At 65.8% G+C, this 20,495-nt stretch carries 15 protein-coding genes; 9 read left to right on the forward strand and 6 right to left on the reverse strand.

The annotated features are described in order from the left end of the window. Positions 1-5: 5 nt before the first annotated feature. Both CH283_RS13245 and CH283_RS13250 read right to left on the reverse strand, forming a co-directional pair. The gene (locus CH283_RS13245; protein WP_094638382.1) at positions 6-2,063 is read right to left on the reverse strand and encodes a PhoX family protein; all 2,058 of its coding nucleotides are present in this window, start codon (positions 2,061-2,063) and stop codon (positions 6-8) included. Between the two features lie 72 nt (positions 2,064-2,135). Beyond that, positions 2,136-3,203 carry a beta-mannosidase gene (locus CH283_RS13250; RefSeq protein ID WP_176460258.1) on the reverse strand — a complete coding sequence of 356 codons (1,068 nt, stop codon included), beginning with the start codon at positions 3,201-3,203 and terminating at the stop codon, positions 2,136-2,138. A gap of 331 nt (positions 3,204-3,534) precedes the next feature. On the opposite strand from CH283_RS13250, the gene CH283_RS13255 reads away from it, so the two are divergent. From CH283_RS13255 to CH283_RS13270, 4 genes are read left to right on the forward strand one after another with little or no spacing between them, the layout of a single operon-like run. Then, entirely contained in the window at positions 3,535-5,517 is a 1,983-nt protein-coding gene (locus CH283_RS13255) for a hypothetical protein (protein ID WP_094638380.1), read from the forward strand. Positions 5,518-5,527: 10 nt separating this feature from the next. Further along, positions 5,528-7,048 (forward strand): hypothetical protein, encoded by a 1,521-nt coding sequence (locus CH283_RS13260; protein ID WP_094638379.1) that lies wholly within the window; start codon positions 5,528-5,530, stop codon positions 7,046-7,048. Next, a complete protein-coding gene (locus tag CH283_RS13265; protein ID WP_094638546.1) occupies positions 7,045-8,553 on the forward strand; it encodes a glycosyltransferase in 1,509 nt (502 codons plus the stop codon). The genes CH283_RS13260 and CH283_RS13265 overlap by 4 nt, the downstream gene beginning before the upstream one ends. Further along, positions 8,550-10,196: a glycosyltransferase family 39 protein gene (locus CH283_RS13270; protein ID WP_176460242.1), complete on the forward strand. Its 1,647-nt coding sequence runs from the start codon at positions 8,550-8,552 to the stop codon at positions 10,194-10,196. Before CH283_RS13265 ends, CH283_RS13270 begins: the two co-directional genes overlap by 4 nt. A gap of 10 nt (positions 10,197-10,206) precedes the next feature. Here the strand turns inward: CH283_RS13270 and CH283_RS13275 are convergent, their stop codons facing one another. The 4 genes from CH283_RS13275 to CH283_RS13290 form a co-directional block, all read right to left on the reverse strand. After that, positions 10,207-10,935, reverse strand: coding sequence for an amino acid ABC transporter ATP-binding protein (locus CH283_RS13275; RefSeq protein ID WP_094638378.1), 729 nt, complete (start codon positions 10,933-10,935; stop codon positions 10,207-10,209). Between the two features lies 1 nt (position 10,936). Beyond that, complete coding sequence (locus tag CH283_RS13280; RefSeq protein ID WP_094638377.1) at positions 10,937-12,745, reverse strand: ABC transporter substrate-binding protein/permease; 1,809 nt, start codon at positions 12,743-12,745, stop codon at positions 10,937-10,939. Between the two features lie 86 nt (positions 12,746-12,831). Beyond that, the gene (locus tag CH283_RS13285; protein ID WP_176460243.1) at positions 12,832-13,602 is read right to left on the reverse strand and encodes an LLM class F420-dependent oxidoreductase; all 771 of its coding nucleotides are present in this window, start codon (positions 13,600-13,602) and stop codon (positions 12,832-12,834) included. Positions 13,603-13,648: 46 nt separating this feature from the next. Continuing rightward, positions 13,649-14,158 (reverse strand): TIGR04338 family metallohydrolase, encoded by a 510-nt coding sequence (locus CH283_RS13290; protein WP_094638376.1) that lies wholly within the window; start codon positions 14,156-14,158, stop codon positions 13,649-13,651. Positions 14,159-14,256: 98 nt separating this feature from the next. Between CH283_RS13290 and CH283_RS13295 the strand changes: the two genes are divergently transcribed. The 5 genes from CH283_RS13295 to CH283_RS13315 are packed head-to-tail and all read left to right on the forward strand — an operon-like array spanning position 14,257 to position 20,253. After that, complete coding sequence (locus CH283_RS13295) at positions 14,257-14,982, forward strand: ATP-binding cassette domain-containing protein (RefSeq protein WP_176460244.1); 726 nt, start codon at positions 14,257-14,259, stop codon at positions 14,980-14,982. Continuing rightward, the gene (locus CH283_RS13300; protein WP_094638374.1) at positions 14,979-15,725 is read left to right on the forward strand and encodes an ABC transporter ATP-binding protein; all 747 of its coding nucleotides are present in this window, start codon (positions 14,979-14,981) and stop codon (positions 15,723-15,725) included. Before CH283_RS13295 ends, CH283_RS13300 begins: the two co-directional genes overlap by 4 nt. Next, positions 15,722-17,236, forward strand: a complete 1,515-nt coding sequence (locus CH283_RS13305) for an ABC transporter substrate-binding protein (RefSeq protein ID WP_094638373.1) — start codon at positions 15,722-15,724, stop codon at positions 17,234-17,236. Before CH283_RS13300 ends, CH283_RS13305 begins: the two co-directional genes overlap by 4 nt. Positions 17,237-17,239: 3 nt before the next feature. After that, positions 17,240-18,991 carry an ABC transporter permease subunit gene (locus tag CH283_RS13310; RefSeq protein ID WP_217901106.1) on the forward strand — a complete coding sequence of 584 codons (1,752 nt, stop codon included), beginning with the start codon at positions 17,240-17,242 and terminating at the stop codon, positions 18,989-18,991. After that, positions 18,988-20,253, forward strand: a complete 1,266-nt coding sequence (locus CH283_RS13315; RefSeq protein WP_094638372.1) for an MDR family MFS transporter — start codon at positions 18,988-18,990, stop codon at positions 20,251-20,253. The genes CH283_RS13310 and CH283_RS13315 overlap by 4 nt, the downstream gene beginning before the upstream one ends. The last annotated feature ends 242 nt before the right edge of the window (positions 20,254-20,495 follow it).

Consider the following 20,495-nt stretch of genomic DNA (forward strand, 5'->3'; position numbering starts at 1 on the left):
ACCTGCTACGCCGACTTCCAGACTGCGACGACGGACGGCCGCGGCTGAGTGTCGCCGCCGTCGGGCCAATGCGAGATCGGTGCGTCGGCGGTGGCATCGTCGCTTTCGCCCGGGTGCTGCACGCACACCACGACCCGCTCGTCGGAGACGATGGGACCGCAGGTCTCGCCGCCCGCGGGAACCGTCAGGAACTGGCGGGTCTCACCACGGCGTGGGCCGTCGAGCACCACGGCGAACAGGCCGTCGTTGGAGTCGAGAGCGTTTCCGTCGGTGGAGACCCACAGGTTGCCCTTCGAGTCGAACGCGAGGTTGTCGGGGCACGAGATGGGGCTTACCTGACTCTTGTCGAAGCCGCCGAAGTACGTGTCGGCCTCGTTCGGGTCACCGCACACCAGCAGCAGGTTCCAGGTGAACGACGTGCCCGCGTGGTCGTCCTCGAGCTCGAGCACCTGGCCGTTCTTGTTGGTGTTGCGGGGGTTGGCCTCGTCTGCCCCGGCTTTGCCCTCGGTGCCTCGGTTGGCGTTGTTCGTCAACGCGACGTAGACCTTGCCGGTCACCGGGTTGGGCTCGAAGTCCTCCGGGCGGTCCATCTTGGTCGCGCCCACCTTGTCGCCGGCCAGGCGGGTGAACACCGCCACCTCCTCGGCGGTCATGCCGTCGACGAGGGATTCGCCGCGGCCGTCCTCGTTCGTGCGCAGCAGCGGCACCCACGTTCCGGTGCCCTTGAATTCACCGCTGGCGGGAAGGGTGCCGGAGCCGTCGATCTCGTCCGGGGAGTCGCCGGTGAGCGTGGCGACGTACAGCGTGCCCGCGTCCAGCAGCGTCAGGTTGTTGCGCATAGCGGCCGCGCCGGTGCCGGGCATCATCTTGCGGCTCGAGACGAACTTGTACATGTAATCGAAGCGCTCGTCGTCACCGCTGTAGGCGACGACGGTGCCGTCGTCGGTGACGTAGATGGTGGCGGCCTCGTGCTTGAAGCGTCCCAGCGCGGTGTGCTTGATCGGAGCCGACTGCGGATCCCACGGGTTCACCTCGACGATGTACCCGAATCGGTTGGCCTCGTTGGGCTCCTGGGCAAGATCGAAGCGCTTGTCGAAGGTCTCCCACTTGCGATCGCTGGCGGCACCCTCGATGCCGTAGCGGGCGAGCCGCTCGGCGGCGACGGTCTCGGTGACCGACTCCGCGTTGCCGAAGTACTGGTTGAAGTTCTCCTCGCCGGAGAGCACCGTGCCCCACGGCGTCAGGCCGCCTGCACAGTTGTTGAACGTACCGAGCACGCGGGTGCCCGTCGGGTCGACGCTCGTCTTGAGGAAGTCGCTGCCCGCGGCGGGGCCGGTGACGACGAACTCCGTGGTGCCGGTGATACGGCGGTTGTACCGGCCCATCGCAGGGGTGAGCTTGCCCGAGTTGCCCTCGCCCTGAACCTGAACCACCGTCAGACCGTGCGCGGCGAGCGCTACGTCGAACTGCTCACGCGTCGGGTTCTCCTCGTCGTAGCCCTTGAACATCGCCGGCTCGGTGGTGTACTCGTGATTGACCACCAGCAGGAATGCGTTGGGCGTGCCCTCCACCGGCAGTAGGCCGGCGAAGTCGTTGTTGAAGCCGAACTGCATGGCCTGCGCCGCACCGGTCTGGTTGTCGAAGTCGAACGCCGGAGCGCCGTCGAGCACCGGATCGCCCCAGCGAATGACGACGGCCTGCTCGTGGCCCTCGGGTATCACGACTGCGTCCTCGGTGTTCGGTTCCACCGCAACGAAATCCACGCCGTCGACGGGCGGGGTATCGGTACCCGACGTGCTCGAGGTTGCGCCTCCGGTGGTGGCGGGCTCGTCGGTCGAGCACGCCGCGAGAGCGCTACCGGCACCCACGGCGAGTACCGCCATGGCACCGCCCTTGATCACACCGCGCCGCGACATGGCGGTCTTGACGATGTCGCCGAAGTACTGACCCTTCGACGTGTTGGGAACCTCGTGGAAACACGCATCCCCGCACTTGTACTTGCACGTCAATGCTGACCGCTTGGAGCTTCCGTCGTGAACCGCGAACAAGGGTAGTGGCTTCATGTCACGGCACGCTGTCACCCAAAAGCGAAAGTAAAGGAACGTTCAGGTGAAGTCGCGGACAACGAGGATGCCCTAACGTCCGATCGTCTGCCACAACGGATCGCCGGGTCCGATGTCGTAGGTGCACTCGTCCGGCCGCGGGTCGGGTACGAAGGCCCACAGCAGGGCTCCGGCTGTGCCTGCGGCGCGTTGGCCGTCGATCTTGGTGGCGATACTCGTTGCGCGAGAGCCGATATCGCCACAGGAACCGGCGAGTTGGCCGATCTCCCCGACCAGGAGGGGTTTGCCCACCGCAGCGCTCTGGGTGATCCGCCGCTGCAGCCCGTTCCACTGATCTCCGGGCAACGGCACACCGTCGTATCCGTAGTCGTGGTACTGCAGCACATCGACGAAGGGCGACTGGGCGAGGTACTCGTACTCGTCACCCTGGCTACCGCACTGTCCGCCGCCGGTGAGACCGGCGGTGATCAGGGTGCGGGGATCGACAGTGCGGAGCTGTTGCCCCGCGGTGTCGAAGAAGGAGCGCAGAACCTGGGCGGCGTCTGCGGTGCAGGTTCGGGTGGTCCACGAGCACGCCGCGTCGGTGCACGAGCTGGTTTCCGGCTCACCGACCAATTCCCAGGCTGCCAGTGCGGGCGAATCCTTCCACCGGTTCACAGCAGTGAGCATCCACTGCTCGAAACTCGTCACCGCATTCGCGTCGGGGACGGCAGGGGGCGTCGTCCATCCGTCGACGTACCACTGTCTGCCCTTGAAGGCGTTTCCTTCACAGGCCCCGTCCTGTGGCGAGAGAACCGGGACGACCAGTTGCCCGTGCGCCTCGGCCGCCGCGAAGACCGCGTCCATCGGGCGAAAGTCGAGTGCGCCGGTGAATCGGTTGATCGCCAGCGCTTGGAACGCGTTGAACCGCGTGAGGGAATGTGAAGGCAGGGCACCGAAGTAGCCGTTCAGGTCCACCATCGCTCCACAGCCTGCGTTGACCGACCAATCGGTCGCAAGCTGATAGGCATTGAATCCGGTCGGCCACCAAGGATTTCCGTCGAGTGCGAGACCGTCGGCGCTTGCCGTGACGCGGGCACCGGACTCGGGGGCTGCTGCCGCGTCGGGCACGCCGGTGCTCAGCGCGAGGGACAGCACCATCGCTGTGCCGAGTGCGCACCGTGAAAACATAGAAGCGATCCGCATCGGCGTAATGCTAGATGTCTGTCGGCAAAAATAGAAACGTGTGAATTCGACGGGCCGTCGGCGGGAATATCACCGTATTCGTACAACTCCACGGGTACCGTCGCGTCGGAGTTCGAATCCACAGATCCGATCCGCTCATTGTCTCGAATTTTCATGTCTCCCAGTATGTTTCTGGCTGAATTTCGATCCAGATGAATAAATGAACGACTTTCCGATGTACCGGGGATCGGGAGTACGCAGTACAGTTCGGGTTTCCGTTTCATTATCGAAAGCTGGAAATCCCCCAATGCGAATCGCATACGTTGCATCGACGGCAGCTCTCGTCGCAACTACGTTTCTGCTTACGGCCCCGTTCGTATCGGCGCAACCGATCGATGGAGAGCCACAGGATTATTCGGACCGCTTCACCTTTGCCGAATTGGGACTGGGTCGGTCCACCACCGTCGACTCGACCGGACAGCCCACCAGGCTGACCGTGCCGTCCCCTGCAGGCTCGGTGCCTACGACGCTGAGCGCAGTGTTGACGGTGCCTGCCTGGCTCGACCGGGGTTGGGTCGACGTCGAATCGGACGGTCGGCCGATCACCCGCATCACGCTCGACACCACCGCACCGACCACCGCGGTGTCCATTCCCCTGGCTGCGGCACCGACGGTCGACGGAGCAATCGCCCTCGATCTGATCCCGTCCCTGATTCCCGACGATCGCTACTGTCCCGATCCTGACTCCGATGCCGTCCGATTGATCGACGCGGCCGTGGACTATCAGGGGCAACCGGCGGTGCCGGAGACCATTGCGGACTTTTTGCCGGTAGTGCTGAGAACGCTCACGCTGTTCGTCCCATCGAACGCGGACCGCGAAACCATCTCAGCCGCAACGATTGTGGCAACATCGGTGGTTCACCACTATGGGGCGCAGCCGGTGCGGGTGGTGGTGCGGCCGGACAGCGAGCTTCAGGGCGCTGCTCCTGACGGTCCGCTCGAGAGGTCGGTCGTCCTGGCGAAGAACTCCGACGCCGGTGTGGAATTGATCTACCCCGTCGAGCAGGCTCCACCACGGATGTACATCACCGGTACCGGATCGGATCTGACCGATCAGGCCCTCCTCATCACCAGTGATCTCGCCGACATCGCAGTCTCCACGGCTGCTTCGGCAGGACCATCGTCGGCAACAGCGCAACTTCCGCCCGAATCGATCACGTTCGACGACCTCGGCATCGGCACGGTGACCGGTTCGGGCGGTGCCACGGCGACCGCGTCGATCACAATCGATCAGACCCGGCTCGGCCGATCTGCATCGAACCTGTCCGTGCACCTGATCGGCAGCTACACACCGGGCGCAGGATCGGTGCGGGCCACGGTGAACGGGTCACCGCTCGCAGTGTGGGAGGCCGACGACACCGGTCGGCTCGATCGTTGGATCGACGTTCCGAATTCGGCACTGTCCCGCGTCGAGACACTCGACATTTCCGTCGACCATCCGTCGACCACGGGTGGCGGTGGTTGTTCCGCGGCCGCCGATACGAGTGTGACCGTGGACGGTTCGACTCTGGTGCGGTCGTCGGATTCCACGACACCGGCCCCGCTGGGACTTCGCTCTATGCCGCAGGCGCTGATGCCGCAGTTCGAGATCGCGCTGGCCGACGAGTCCTACGCGGGAGTGGTCCGAGCGGTCACGATGGCAACCGGACTGCAGCGTCTGTCGAGTCTGCCCCTCCTCCCGGAGGTCGTGTCGATGGAGCAGGCGCTCGACGGTAGCGCCCCCGCGCTCGTGATCGCGCCGGTCTCGGAATTGCCGGACACGGTGACGCTGCCGCTGTCGTCGATCGACGAGACGACATTTCGGGTCGCAGATCCGGACTCCGCCGGCGGTGCCGTCGAATTGACGGTCGACACCGACGAGCCCTTCGCGACGGTGCAGGTGACGTCGGTGCAGGACAACGCAGTCCTCGTCGGATCCTGGAACTCGGCCCCGGACCGATTCGACGCGATGCTGTCCTGGCTCGACGACGACCCGGCTCGGTGGTTCGCGCTCGACGGCGACATCGTGTTCGCCGCGCAGAACACCGAACCGATCTCACTGTCGAGCGCGGCACTGTCCGGTGCGGACGACACCGTAGCGGCGCCCGAGAACACAACCGACCGAACGACGGTGCTGGTCGTGGGAGTCGGTCTTGCGGTCCTTGCAGTCGCAGGCGTGGGCGCACTCGTGCTCGCGCTCCGAGCGCGCCGGTCGACGACCGCGCCGAGCCGGCACAGCGACTCGACATGAGCGACTCGACATGACAGTGGACATCGCCCCGAACACGGGCGCGGAGCCGACCGCGCCGCCTCGGTGGCGAGCACGGCGTCCGCTCGGCATCCTGGTCGTGCGCTGGGTGGTTCTTCTCGCCTGTGTCGTTCTCGCGTTCCTTCCCACCTGGGTGCGGCTGGCGCAGGAGGCGTCCGACGGTGCCATCACCGCGTACATCTTCGTATTGCCCCTGCTCGCTGTCGTTGCGGCGCAGGGGGTAGCGCGGCGTAGGGCAGACGAGTTGCCCATTCACGACCGGCAGACCGACAACATCGTCGGCGGTATCGGCTTGTTGGTGTCCATCGCGATCAAGGCGCTGTGGCTGCCGCGCTACGCCGATCAGTACGAGCTTGCGCACCTGGATGTCCTTGCGGCGCTTGCATTCTTCTTCGGTGGCGCGATCCTGATGTTCGGACTGCGTCCGGTGGGTCGGTTCTGGTCCGTCTGGCTGTTGCTGCTCGCGTTGAGTCCGCTGGGCTACCGGTTGGTCGCCATCGGTTTGGGCGGAGGCCGTTTCGCCTACGCGACGGTGATGGTGCTCTTGGCGGGAATCGCCGGTGCCATCGCCGTCGGCCGAACCACACGGCGCGGGTGGCTCGGGTTCGTCTGCACCGTCGCGTCCGGATTGGCAGTTGCAGCAGCGATGTTGACGGTGTGGCCCCAGATCGACATCGTCTGGCTGCAGCTCGTCCCGACCGTCGGCGCGGCAGCAGTCACCGGAATCGCCTTCTATCTCGCTGCCCGTCGCGGCCGATTCGACGAGCGTCGGCCGCGGCGCCTCGCTGTCCCGACGGCGAAGTGGTCGCCGAGCTCGATCGTCGTCGCGATCGTGGCGGCCGTGGTTCTGGCTCTCGTTCCCCTACCCGACCGCACCCCCGTGGCGGCACCGGCGGGACCACCTGGTGCGGCATCGGTTCCATTGATTCCGCCGGTCGGTTTCAGCGAGCTCGACATCGAGCAATTCGATTGGGTCCGTGCGTTCTTCGGAACTCGAGCCACTCTGACTCGACAGACGATGCGCGCCGACGAAGGCAATTCCGCCTGGGACCTGCGGTCGAGACCACGGACCGTGGTGGTCGACGTTCTGTCGACGACCAATCGGGCCAGTCTGGCCGTCTATCCGGAGAGCACCCTGTATCGCTTGACCAACACGCGCACGAGCCAACCCCTGACCATCGATCTCGGACGCGGGGTGACGGGTGCGCTGTACACCTCGGTCAGCGACGCGTTGCTGCTCACCTGGACCAAGCTCGTGTTTCATTGGCAGCGAGGCGACGTGTTCCAACGTGTGACCGTCATCAGCGTCGACAACCACGACCTCGATGCCGCGTTCCCGCAACCGATGCCGTCGATGGCATCGAACCTCGGGACGGCGTTCGGCACCTTTCTGCGGGGCAACGCCATCTCCATCGACGACGATCCGGAGTACAAGGACCGTGAGCTGTTGACGACCTTCGGTACCGGGCTGGTTCGCCAGCAGTGGGCCCTGGCGAACGGTGCGCCGCGATGACCACGACTCGCCCGGGGAAACGGCCGACTCCCCCGCGCGTCGGAACGGAGACCGAAGAGTTCCGAGCAGCTGCGCTTTACGACGCGATCAACGGGTTGGCCGATCGAAATCCGTTGGCGTCGGCAGCCATTGCCTTCGTTCCCTGGCAGAAGTACACGGCGATCGGGGCTGCGCTGCTGCTCCTCGCCTGTGGAGTGATCGCCCCGGTCGGGACGCTGCTCGTGGTCACGGTCGTCTGCACCATCGGGTATCTGCTGGCGATGATCGACCGCCTGTTGCTGTTCTCCCGTGGTCTGGACGCGTCGGCGATCGTCACGGTGACCGACGAGGAAGCCAGAGCCGTTCCCGATGATCGGCTGCCTTACTACACCATTCTGGTTCCGGCGTACGACGAGCCGGAGGTGGTGGGTGACCTCATCGCGGCGATGACCGGACTCGACTATCCCGCCGACAAGCTGCAGGTTCTGTTGCTGCTCGAGGAGGACGACGAGGTCACCATCGAGGCGGCCGCGCGCAGCGGCGTCAGCGATTCGGTGGACGTGGTCCTGGTGCCCGCAGGCGACCCTCGCACCAAGCCGAAAGCATGCAACTACGGATTGCATTTCGCCACCGGGACGATCGTGACGATCTTCGATGCCGAGGATCTGCCCGAGAGACTGCAACTGCGTCGCGTCGTCGCTGCTTTCGAGCGGCTGCCCGACACCGTGGCGTGCGTGCAGGCGAAGTTGGCGTTCCACAACGGTTCTCAGAATCTGCTGACCGGGTGGTTCACCGCGGACTACGCACTGTGGTTCGGGTATCTGCTGCCGGGTCTGATGGCCAGCACCTCGCCGATTCCCCTCGGCGGAACCTCCAATCATCTGCGCCGCGACGTCATCGACGAGGTGGGGGCTTGGGACGGCTTCAACGTCACCGAGGACGCGGATCTCGGTGTGCGCATCGCGGCCTCGGGCTACTCGACGGCGGTGCTGGACTCCACCACTCTCGAAGAGGCCAACAGCGATCCGATCAACTGGGTTCGCCAGCGCTCTCGTTGGTACAAGGGCTATCTGCAGACGTGGCTGGTGCACATGCGCAGACCGGTCGCCACGGTTCGTGCCCTCGGCCCGGTCGGCACCTACCGCTTCACCTTGTTGCTCGCGGGAACACCGATCACCGCATGCATCAACATGGTCTTCTGGTTCACCACGGCGGCATGGATTCTCGGCCAGCCGGCATTGGTGGCCGAGCTCTTTCCGCCGTACATCTACTACTTCTCGTTGCTGTCTCTGGTGGTGGGCAACATCGCCACGGTGTACATGTACCTCATCGCGAGCCGAGAGAGCGACAACGCGTACCTGCTCGTTCCCAGCCTCACGATGCCCCTGTACTGGGTGATGATGAGCGTGGCCGCCATCAAGGGGTGTTGGCAGCTGGTTCGCAATCCGTCGTACTGGGAGAAGACGTTCCACGGCCTGTCCGGCCCCGCCGCGCCGCCGCCGGTCGGCGAAGAGCAGAACACGTGAATCGGCGCACCCCCTGGATCGTGTTCGGCAGCGCGCTGGCGGGCTACCTGGCGGTGGGGCTGACTCTGAGCATGCGTTTCGGCTATCTCCTCGGCGACGCATTGTCGCGGACCTCGGCCGCGCAGGCGGTGCTGCTCAGCCGCGATCCGCACGTGTCGGCCATCGGCTTCATCTTCACGCCGTTGACGGCCCTCGCACAGTTGCCCATGGTCGCCTTCGCATCGTGGTGGCCGGCGATCACCCGGTGGAACATCTCGGGCATCGCGGTGTCGGCGGTGTTCATGGCCGGTGCAGTGGTGATGATCCACGGGATCTGCCGAGACCGCGGACTCCCCGGCCGATACAGCCTCCTGGTCACCGTCGTCTTCGCGATCAACCCGATGATCGTCTTCTACGGAGCCAACGGCATGAGCGAGGCAGGCTTCCTGTTCTTCCTCTGCTGGGCTGTACGACGGTTGATTCGATGGATGAACACCGACGACGTTCACGATCTCCTGTTGGCCGGCGTCGCATTGGCTCTCGCCTTCCTCGCTCGCTACGAGGGCGTCGTCCCGATAGCTCTGGCCGCGGTACTGGTGGCGGTCGTGACGGCTCTTCGTCAGGGCCGGCTGTATTGGAAAAGCTTGCGCCGCAGAGCAATTCTGGACGCAGTACTCGTGGCAGGGCCCGGCACGGCAGTGTTTCTGGTGTGGATCAGCACGAGCTGGCTGATCACCGGTGAGGCGCTCGCCCAGCTGTCCTCGAGCTATGGAAACGCCGCGATTCTGACGCAGTCCGGCGGGCCCAGCGGTGACCTGATCGGCACCGGCCTGTTCTCGCTCGGTGCCGTCGTCGTGCTGGGACCGGCGTTGCTGGTGACGCTACCGCTGGCCGTGGTGCTGGCGCTGCGTCGCCGAGACCTCGAATTCGTCGTGGCACCATTGCTTTTCGGTGGGGTGCTCGGATTTCAGGCCGCGAGCTACATCACGGGTTCGACATTCGGCTTCCTGCGGTTCTTCATCTGTGCCGTTCCGTTGGCGGCAGTCGTTGTGGTACAACTGTTTCCGGCCACCGGAGATCGGCCGACCCGGCGCGCAGGGGCCTATCGACGGCACCGCCCCGTGCTCGCGCCGCTGCGTCCTGCCGCCGCGGCGGTGGCAATGACGGTCTGTGCGCTGGCTCTTCCGGTAACTGGGTGGGCGATGGTGCAGCCGGGGTTGTCGAGTCAGCAGTACGCCCTCGGTAGTCTCCTCGACGAAAATCCCCGGGCCGACGATCCCCAGGCGATGGCGGCCCGTCGAGTCATCGATTCCTTCTCCACCGAACGCCGACTGGCGTCGTACCTCGACGGCCAGAACCTCCCGGAGGGGTCGATCCTCCTCGACACCGTCTACGGGTTCGCCGTCGTGGCAGCGTCGGAACACCCGAAGCGGTTCGTGGTTCCGTCCGACCTGGACTTCACCGAGATCCTCAACGACCCGGCATCGGCGGGCGTGCAGTATCTGCTGACGGTGCCCAACGAGGGCCGCGGAGTGTCCGATGCGGTCAACCGGCGATATCCGACGATCTACGACAACGGAGCCGACCTGTATCCACTCGTCCTCGAAGTTCCGAACGACGGTGCAGATCAACCGGATTGGCGTCTGTACCGGGTACCGGGTTGACCGATGCTCGCTACAGCACCTGCGACAGAAACGTTTTCAGTCGATCGGTGTGCGGATCGTCGAACAACTGCTCCGGCGTTCCGGTTTCGACGGCGCTGCCGTGGTCCATGAACAGCACCCTGTTGGACACCGATCGCGCGAAGCCCATTTCGTGGGTCACCACCACCATCGTCATTCCGCCCTTCGCGAGGTCGGCCATCAGCGCCAGCACACCTTTCACCAACTCGGGGTCCAGAGCGGAGGTGGCCTCGTCGAAGAACATCACCTCGGGCTTCATGGCGAGGGCCCGGGCGATGGCGACGCGCTGCTGCTGGCCACCGGAGAGGTTGCCCGGACGCGAATCCGCCTTGTCGGTCAGTCCCACCAGCTCGAGCTGATCGATCGCCGCCGCACGAGCCGCCTCCTTGGACAGGCCGAGCAGCTTGCGCGGGCCCAGAGCGATGTTGTCCGCAACGGTCTTGTGCGGAAACAGGTTGAACTGCTGGAACACCATGCCGATGCGCTGACGCAGCTCGTCGGGGTTGTCCTTCAGCACCGACTTGCCGTCGAGCAGGATGTCTCCCTGCTCGGGCTCGTGCAGTCGATTGAGAGCACGCAGCAGCGTCGACTTACCCGAGCCCGACGGTCCGATGACCGTGGTCGTCGTGCCCGCCGGAACGTCGATGCTCACCCCGCGCAGCACCTTGTTGGTACCGAAGGACAGGTGAATGTCCTTGCCTACGAGCGAAACAGAAGTCATGTCAGCCTCTTTCCACGACGACGGCCTGCTCGACCGGGTCCAGCGTCTGCTCGGCCTTGCCGGTGCGCAATCGCTTGTCGATGTAGTTCACGAGATGGGTGAGCGGCACGGTCAGCACCAGGTAGAACAATCCGGCGGCGACGAGCGGGGACAGATTTCCGGTCTGTGCGTTGAGATCTCGACCGACGGCGAACAGCTCGCGTTGAGTGGCGAGCAGTCCGAGGAAGTAGATCAGCGACGAGTCCTTGATCAGTGAGATGAACTGGTTCATCAGCGCCGGCAGGACGCGTCGGACACCCTGTGGGACGACGACCAAGTTCATCGACCGGCGACGGCTGAAGCCCAGTGCCCGCGCAGCTTCCATCTGACCGGCCTCGACGCTCTGTATGCCGGACCGGAAAATTTCACCGATGTACGCGGCGGCCAGTAGTGACAGTGCCGCGGCGCCGAGCCAGTACGGATTGCCGCCGGTCACCCCCTGCACCACCGGTCCGATTCCGAGTCCGATGATCAGAATGATCACCACGGCGGGCAATCCGCGGAAGATGTCGGTGTAGACACGCGCCGGCCAGCGCAGCCATCGGGTGCGAGACAGCCCGGCCAGGGCCAGCAACATGCCCAGGACCGTACCGATGATGCCCGACGCCAACGCCAGAATGAGCGTGTTCGGCAGGCCCACCTTGAACAGGTCGGGGATGGCGGACTTGTACAGCGACCAGTCGAAGAACGTATCCCCCAGCTGCGCCAGAGTCGATTTGGGTTGGACGGCAACGGCTTCGGGAGCGTCCGCATCGTTCTGTGCTGCGATGGCAGCGAAGTCGGGTAGCTCGGGTTCGGGGGCGGCCTTGCTGCCGGGCTTGAAGCCGTCGGGCAGCTCGCGTGGAACCCAGTCTGAGTACAGGGTGGCCCAGGTGCCGTCGGCGATCACCGCGTCGAGCCCGGAGTTCAACGCGTCGATCAGCGGCTGATTGTCGCGAGCGACGGCCCAGCCGACGAAGTTGTTCAGCGAGAACGTGTTCTGCGTGATCGCGGTGCCGTCTTCCGGCTTGACCAAGCCTTCCGCCTGCTGGGACGGGGCCACCCAGGCGTCGATCTGCCCGGTGCGCAGGTTCGCGTACGCGGTGTTGTAGTCCGGGAACTTCACCGGATCGAGGCCGAGCGTGTTCACCACGTAGTCGTCCTGCACGGTGCCCTGCACGACGCCGATCCTGCTGCCCGCGTTCAGGTCCTCGAACCTGGTGATCGGGCCGCCGGTCTGAGCAACGAGGGAGAAGTAGCCGAAGTCGTATCCGTTGGTGAACCCGACGGTGTTGCGTCGCTCGTCCGTCGTCGTGATCGAGGACGACCCGACGTCGAAGCGGCGGCCCGCAACCTGCGCGAGCAGACCCGAGAACTCGGTGCCCGAGAAGTTGATCTGCAGACCGAGCTTCTCGGCGACGGCCTTCAGCAGTTCGTTGTCGTAGCCGGTGTACTGGCCGGCCGAGTCCAGGCAGATGCTCGGCGGGGCGTCGGACAGGGTTCCGACGGTGAGCACTCCCGGCGTCGCCAATCCGAGGGATGCGGTGTCGATCCGGTCCAGGGGCGTGACATTGTCCGTCGTGTATCTGTCCTCCGTCGCGGCCGCTGCGGCAGCGTCGAAGTTCGTCGGGGTGGACGACGCACTGTCGACTCCGGGAGGGGCGCACAGGTCGGTCGGACCTGCCGCCGCCTGATCATCGGAATTCGACGTGCCACACGCGGCGAGCGTGAGGGCCATCAACAGTCCGAGAACGAGAACCACGAGCGCGCGTGAGGCGCGTACGGCAACCATGTACAAAACCCTAAGCGGACCAGGGCCCACTCACCCAAACGCGCCACGCGCAAGGGTTTCGCTCAGCGAACTGGAGTGACGTGTGACTACTCGAGCGCGTCCCGCCACTCGATGGCCTGGCCCAGCTCGGCCAGGTCGTACTCGGGTCCGTTGACGCCGACGGTGAACAGGGTGGCTCCGGCGTCGACGAAGTCCTGGGCGGTGTCCGCTCCCGGCCACGCGACCGAGCGGGTGATGACCGAGACGTCGCGTCCGACGGTGGTGCCGTGCTCGGCGAGGATCTCGGACTTGCGCTTCAGCGCCTCGAGGTCGGCGAAGCTGTGCCAGATGTGCGCGTACTCGGCCGCCATCTTCAGCGTCTTCTTCTCGCCGCCGCCGCCGATCAGGATCGGGATGTCGCGGGTCGGGGCCGGGTTTCCGACGTCGAGGCGGCGGCGGATTCTGGCGAGGCTCTCTTTCAGCAAGGCCAGTCGCGAACCGGCCGTGCCGAACTCGTACCCGAAGTTGTCGTAGTCCTTCTCGTTCCATCCGGCGCCGATGCCGAGGATCAACCGTCCGCCGCTGATGTGGTCGACGGTGCGCGCCATGTCGGCCAACAGGTCCGGATTGCGGTAGCCGCCGCCGGTGACGAGTGCGCCGATCTCGACGTTCGATGTCTGCTCGGCCCAGGCCCCGAGCATCGTCCAGCACTCGAAGTGCGCACCGTCGAGGTCGCCGTACAGCGGATAGAAGTGGTCCCAGTTGAAGACGATGTCGACGCCCGCATCCTCCGAGCGCAACACCGCGTCGCGGATCAACTGATAGTCGGGAGCGTGCTGGGGCTGAAGCTGAACACCGATCTTGACGGTCATGGACATCTCCTCGTCGTGTGGGCTGCGTCTCCCATGATGCACCCGAAAACCACTAGCCGATGCGGACGCCGCTCTCGGCCATCATCGCGCGCAGGACGAACCCGGCCTCGGAGCCGACAATCTCGCCGACGAGAGTGATGTAGCGGTCGACGAATGCGCCGCCGTGCTGCTCCTCGTTCTCGTCGGCGAAGTGGTGCGCGAGCTCGTGCAACACCACCAGTTCCCGCAACGCCCACGCCCTGTTGCCCCTGTGCAGGGGCACCGCGATGGTGGCGGTGTCCGATTCGTAGTGCGCCGCAGCCGAACCCGATCGGGCTCGGACGGTGACCACCCGACCGGCGTCGGGCCACGTTGCGGCAACCCACTCCAGAGCGAGCACCGCATCGACGTATGCCTGCACCGAGTCGATGGAGGCGAACTTGCGCTCGATCGGCAGCGTGATCTGCGAACCCATCACCTGCACCATGCGAAGGTCCCGCTCCTCGGCGCGATCGAACATGGTGCGAACCAGTTGTTCTGCGTCGTAGACGGCCGCTCGTTGCGAGTCCCTCGCCCTGCTCATCCGGTCAGCCTAATTTGTGTCGTCGTTCGAATTCGCCTACAGTCGTCTATCGACAACGATTGTCGAAGTCGTTCCCATGTCTATCCTCAGGAGAAACCGTGCTCGCCGTCGATGACCTCTGCATCGACGCCGGACGGTCGCGCATCGTCCGGCACGTCTCCTTCGAGATCCCAGCGGGTCGACGCCTCGGCCTGCTGGGTGCGTCGGGATCGGGAAAGTCGCTGATCGCCTCGGCGTTGGTCGGAGCGCTCCCGCCGGGCATCACCTGCACCGGCCGCATCGTCGTCGACGGCCACGACGTCGCCGGAGTTCCGACGCCCCGCCGGCCACGCCCCGCCCGTCCGGCGATGGTCTTCCAGGATTCGGCCACCGCACTGAACCCGATGGTCACCGTCGGCAAGCAACTCCGCACGCCCGACGCCTCCGCGCTGCTCGAGCGCGTGGGTCTGCGCGACACCGAACGCATCCTGGCCTCGCACCCGCTCGAGCTGTCCGGTGGCCAGCGTCAACGCGTCTGTATCGCAGCCGCATTGGCGCGTGAGAGTCCGCTGGTGATCGCGGACGAGCCGACGACGGCCCTCGACGTGATCAGTCAGGCGCGGGTGCTCGACGCTCTCCGTGAGGTGGCGTCTCTGCTGCTGATCACGCACGACATCGCCGTCGCCGCGCAGCTGTGCGATCACCTGATGGTTCTCGACTCGGGCAAGGTCGTCGAATCCGGTTCCACGGCAGCGATTCTCGACAGCCCGGAATCCGATCTCGTGGTGCGCATGCTCGAGCGGGCTCGCGCCGCCGATCCGTTTCGTCAGTTGGTCGCGCGATGACGGGCTTGGTGGCCACGGACATCACGCGCACCTACGTACGGCACGGCTCTTCTCGTACCGCGCTGGACGCCGTCTCGTTCACGCTGCCACCGGCCGGTCGCGTTGCCGTGGTCGGCGAATCCGGTTCGGGGAAGACGACGTTGCTGCGCATGCTGTTGGCGCTGGATGTGCCCTCCGAAGGGGTCATCGAATTGGACGCCCGCACAGTACGTCCGGGTTCCGCGCGCTCGCTGCGGTGGTTTCGCAGACTCGTGCAGTACGTACCCCAGGATCCGGCCACCAGCCTCGATCCACGCCGCAGTGTGCTGGATCTGGTGGCGACGCCGCTTCGACTTCTGGGCGTCGACGGCGATCATCGAGCCAAAGCAGGTGCCGCACTCGCCGCTGTCGGGCTGGACGAGCGTTATCTGCAACGCCGACCGACGGAACTGTCCGGTGGTCAGAACCAACGCGTCGCCATCGCGCGCGCGGTGGCATGCGAACCGCAGTACCTGCTGGCGGACGAGCCGGTCAGCGGACTGGACCCGGATCTGCGTGAGCAGGTCCTCGCGGTTCTGGCCGGACTGTCCAGCGCGTTGCTGATCGTGAGCCACGACCTGTCTTCAGTCGCTCGACTCTGCAGCGACGTATCGGTGATGCACGACGGCAGAATCGTCGAAACCGGCAGCGTACGAGACATTCTCACCGAACCACAGCACTCCTACACCCGAGACCTGATCGACGCCGTACCCCGGCTTGCATGACCATCACAGGAGATCCATTGACCACCACTCTGTTGTCTACCAACGTGTTCCGTATCGGTGCCCTGGCAGCGGTAGGCACCCTCACGCTCACCGGCTGCTTCTCTTCGGGTGCCGCCGACGACACCGCAGATCGAGCCCGCGTGGCGATGCTGCAACCACCACGCTCAGGGCTGTCGCAATTCAGCGATGATGCCTTCAAGCTGTCGCGCTGGTCCACCGCCGAAACCCTCGTCACTCTCGATGATCTCGGCGACGCCGAGCCCGAGCTGGCCACCGCCTGGAATCGCGTCGACGACCGGACCTGGAGCTTCGACCTCCGACCCGACGTGAAATTCCACAACGGTGCGCCACTCGACTCCGCTGCCGTCGTCACCGCACTGACTGCTGCCACTACCGCCGCGCCGAAGCCGCGCATCCTCGACGGGGTCGAGCTGACGGTGACCGCTACCGACGACGACACGGTGGAGGTGTCCACCGCGGACATCGATCCACTGGTGCCGCAACGACTCTCGAGCCCGCAGCTCGCCATCCTGGCACCCGCGGCCTACTCTGCAGGCGGCAGCGACCCCGTCGGAACCGGCACCGGACCTTTCGTGCTCACCGCAGTGAACGGCACGTCCAGTGCCACGCTGGACCGCAACGAGGACTACTGGGGTGAGCCCGCGAAGCTCGCCGGCATCGACGTCGACTTCGTGCCCGACGGTACGGCCCGCGCAGCAGCGCTACGTAACGGCACCGCCGATGTGGTGGAGGCGATTCCGGTGTCGCAGGCCGCCAACATCGACCAGTCGCTGGTGCACGAGGTTCCGATGCCGCGCACCAACACCCTGTACTTGAACACGTCGTCCGGCGTGTTCGCGGACCCCGCCATGCGCGCCGCCGCACGGGAGTCGGTGGACAAGGATCGTCTGGTCGAGCAGGTCTACGAGGGTCGCGCCGACGCCGCGAACGGACTGCTCGGCCCCGCGCTGCCGTGGGCGGCGGACCGTCCGGCGCGCACCGAGACCCCGGCGGGCGATGCCACCGGCAAGAAGATCACCCTCGCCACGTTCACCGACCGCGCCGAACTTCCCGAGGTCGCCGTGCTGTTGCAGCAGGAACTCGAGGCGAAGGGCTTCGAGGTCGAGCAGGTGGTGCGCGAATACCAGTTCATCGAAACCGATGCTCTCAGTGGTGCATTCGATGCCTTCATCCTCTCCCGCGCCACCGTCCTCGATTCCGGTGACCCGGTGGCATACATGTACTCCGACTTCGCCTGCGAGGGATCGTTCAACATCTCCCAGTTCTGCGACCCGCAGGTCGACGCGGCGCTGGCAGACGCCTCGGCCACCGAGCCCGGAGACGACCGCCGCGCCGCGATCCTGGCCGCCGAGAAGCTCATCCTGGAGAAGGATGCGGCCGTGCCGATGCTGCACGAACGCGTCATCCAGGGTGAATCCGAAGGCCTCACCGGTGTCGCCCGCGATCCGCGGGAACGCACGCTCATCACCAACCAGACCGCCTTCGAGTAAGCAGTGAGAACAACCGCCTCGCGGCTGGTTGCCGTCGCCGGTGTCGTCCTGATCGTCGGCATGCTGCCGTGGCTGTCGAATCGCGATCCGGCACTGAGCATTCTGCGGGCCCGTTCGGCCGAACAGGAAGCAACCCCCGAGGCCCTGGCGGCCATTCGCCGCGACCTCGGCCTCGATGCCGGGCCGCTGCGGATGTTCTGGGACTGGCTCACCGGCATCGCGTCGGGCAATCCCGGAACATCGTGGAACACCGGCAAGCCCGTACTGCCCGGTGCCCTGGATGCATTGACGGTCTCGCTCACCCTCATGGGCTTCGCGATGCTGGTTGCGGTCGTCACGGCCGCACTGGTCGTGCTCCCCAGCGTGCGGGCGGGTTTGCGCGGCACCCCGAAGCGAACCGGGGGTGGCGTCGCCGCGGCGCTCACGTCGATGCCGGAGTTTCTGCTCGCCTCGGTGCTGGTCCTCGTCGGAGCCGTGTGGCTGTCGTTCCCGGCGTACGGCTGGAACGGCCCGGAGTACGCGGTGTTGCCTGCACTCGCGCTCGGGTTGCCTGCCGGCGGGCTGATCGGACGCCTTCTCGCCGATGCGATCGCCGTCACCTTCACCGAGGGCTGGGTCATCACGTGGACGGTCGCAGGATTCTCGCGGCGGCAGATCGCCGGTGCGGTTCTGCGACGCGCCCTCCCCGGGCTCGCATCGCAGATCGGGCTGATCATGGTCGCCATGACCGGTGGCGCAGTGGCCGTCGAAAAGGTTTTCGCCATACCGGGATTGGGCCGCACCACTCTCGGTGATGCGCAATCACAGGATCTTCCCGCCCTGCAGATCGACATCATCCTTCTGCTGGCCGTCAGTGCCGTTCTGGGGATTTCCGCCGAACTCGTGCGACGGCTACTGCTCGGCAGCGCCCTGCACGAGAAGGCGATGCCCATCCCGTCCGGCGTCTTCCACCCGTCACCCCGGCGTTGGGTGGTGCCGATCGCGGCGGCGTCGGTCCTGCTGATCATGGTCGTGGCCGGACTCCCACGCGACGGCCAGGCGACGACGCGGGAGAAGTTCGCGGCGCCATCATCGGCCCACCCCTTCGGTACGGACGCGTCGGGCCGAGATCTGTTGGCCCGCGTCGCCGACGGCGCACTGCGCTCCATCGGACTCTCGCTGGCGGTGACGTTCGCGGCCCTGGTGGTCGGCGTGCTGCTGGGACTGATTCCGCGGGCCTCGCGTGGTCTGGTCGAGGTCACCAATGCGGCACCGCCCGTCGTCACCGGCATTCTCATCGCGGCGATCTGGGGTCCGAGTGCAGGCGGGGCGGCCGTTGCCGTTCTCATCGTCACGTGGGCTCCGCTCGCCGCGCACACTGCCGCTCTGGTCGAGGAGACTCGTGCTCGGCCGTACATCTCCATTCTGCCGACACTCGGGGCAGGCAATGCGCGAATCCTGTTCGGATCCATCGTGCCCAGCGTCGTTCCGGTAGTTCTGCGGCACGCCATGATTCGGCTTCCCGGTGTCGCTCTTGCTCTCGCGGCCCTCGGATTCCTCGGCCTCGGTCCGCAACCCCCCACTGCGGATTGGGGATTGATACTGTCCGACGGGGTCGCCGCCGTCGAGCGGGCACCGTGGGTCACCGCCGCTCCGCTCGCGTCGTTGATCGCACTTGCCGTTCTCGCAGTCTCGCTCGCCGGTGCCACCTCGGGACGCGTGCGCAAGACCGGTAGCGTCATCGAGAAAGTCGACGCAGGAGGGCGCAGTACGTGAGCACGAGGACCGACGGATCGCCGACGCGGTGGCGGTGGTCGTTTCTGGTCGATCTGCGGCGGGCCACCCCCACCGTCCGCTTGCTCGTCCTCACTCAGATGACCTTCAACATCGGCTTTTTCATGGTGTTGCCGTATCTGTCGGTGCATCTGACGAGCGACCTCGGGCTCGGTGCCGCGGTCGTCGGAGTGGTTCTCGGAATCAGAACGTTCTCGCAGCAGGGACTGTTCTTCGTCGGTGGCACCCTCGCCGATCGGTGGGGTATCAAGCCGGTCGTTCTCGTCGGCTGTGTTCTGCGGGTGCTGGGATTTGTCGGTCTCGCCTTCGCCGATTCGCTATCTGCCGTGTTGATCGCGACGGTGATGGTGGGATTCGCAGCCGCATTGTTCTCCCCTGCAGTCGAATCCGCAGTGGCGATCGAGGCGGGCAAAAGCGAACGCGACGGCGGACCCACGCGCGTGGAGAGCTTCGCGCTGATGTCGGTGTGCAGCCAGATCGGCTCGTTCACCGGCCCGCTCGTCGGATCGGTGTTGCTGCTCGTCGATTTCAGGATCGCGTGCCTCGTGGCCGCGGCGATCTTCGTTCTGGTCGTCGCCGCTCACATGCGGTGGCTGCCGCGTGAGCGCGGCGAGCATCGCGACGACCCATGGCTCTCGGGCTGGACCGACGTGGTGCGCAACCGAACCTTCGTGCTGTTCGCGGTGGCGATGAGCGCGCAGTTGGTGGCCTACAACCAGCTGTACCTGCTGCTGCCCCTCGAGGTCGAACGCGCCTGGGGTTCGCAGACGGTGCTGGGGTGGTTCTTCGCGATCTCGGCAGTACTGGTGGTATCTGCGCAACTGCCCATCACCCGACGTGTCGCCGGGGTATCACCGCGGATCACGCTGCCGATCGGATTCGCCGTCATGGCAGTTTCTTTCGCCCTGGTCGCGGTATTCAGTCCCTTCGAGTTGGAAGGTCCGGTCGGTCTCGTCCCGGCCGCTCTGTTCGTGCTGCTGCTGGCGCTGGGGCAGATGATCGCCATGCCACAGGCCCGAGACCTGGTGCCGCGCATGGCCGCCGAACGTCGCCTGGGCTCGTATTACGGCTTCATGGCCTCGCTCGGGGGCATCGGAGTGCTCATCGGATCGACCGCACTCGGTGTGGTGATCGACGCCTCCCCCGACACCGGCTGGGGCGCAGCCGTCCCATGGCTGGTGGCGGCCCTGTTCCCCATCGCCAGTGTCATCGGACTGCGCGTGGTGCTCGCTCGCCTCGACTGACCGCCCCCGCCCTTTGAGCCCCGCCCCTGAGCCCGTCGCCCCCGAGTCCCCGCACCGCGAGTCCCCGCAAATGCGCGCGCGTTTGTCATACGCGAGCAGATTCGTCTCCGATTCGACGCGATTCCCCGCGCACTTGGCGAATGCGCGCGCATTTGCTACCAGCCCCGGCTACACCCGAATCCCCAGCATCGAAGTTCGGCCGTGAACCGAGTGTCACCCCTGTCCCAAGGCGAGTGTTAACT

This window comes from Rhodococcus sp. 05-2254-2, assembly GCF_002259095.1.
Lineage (GTDB): Bacteria > Actinomycetota > Actinomycetes > Mycobacteriales > Mycobacteriaceae > Rhodococcoides.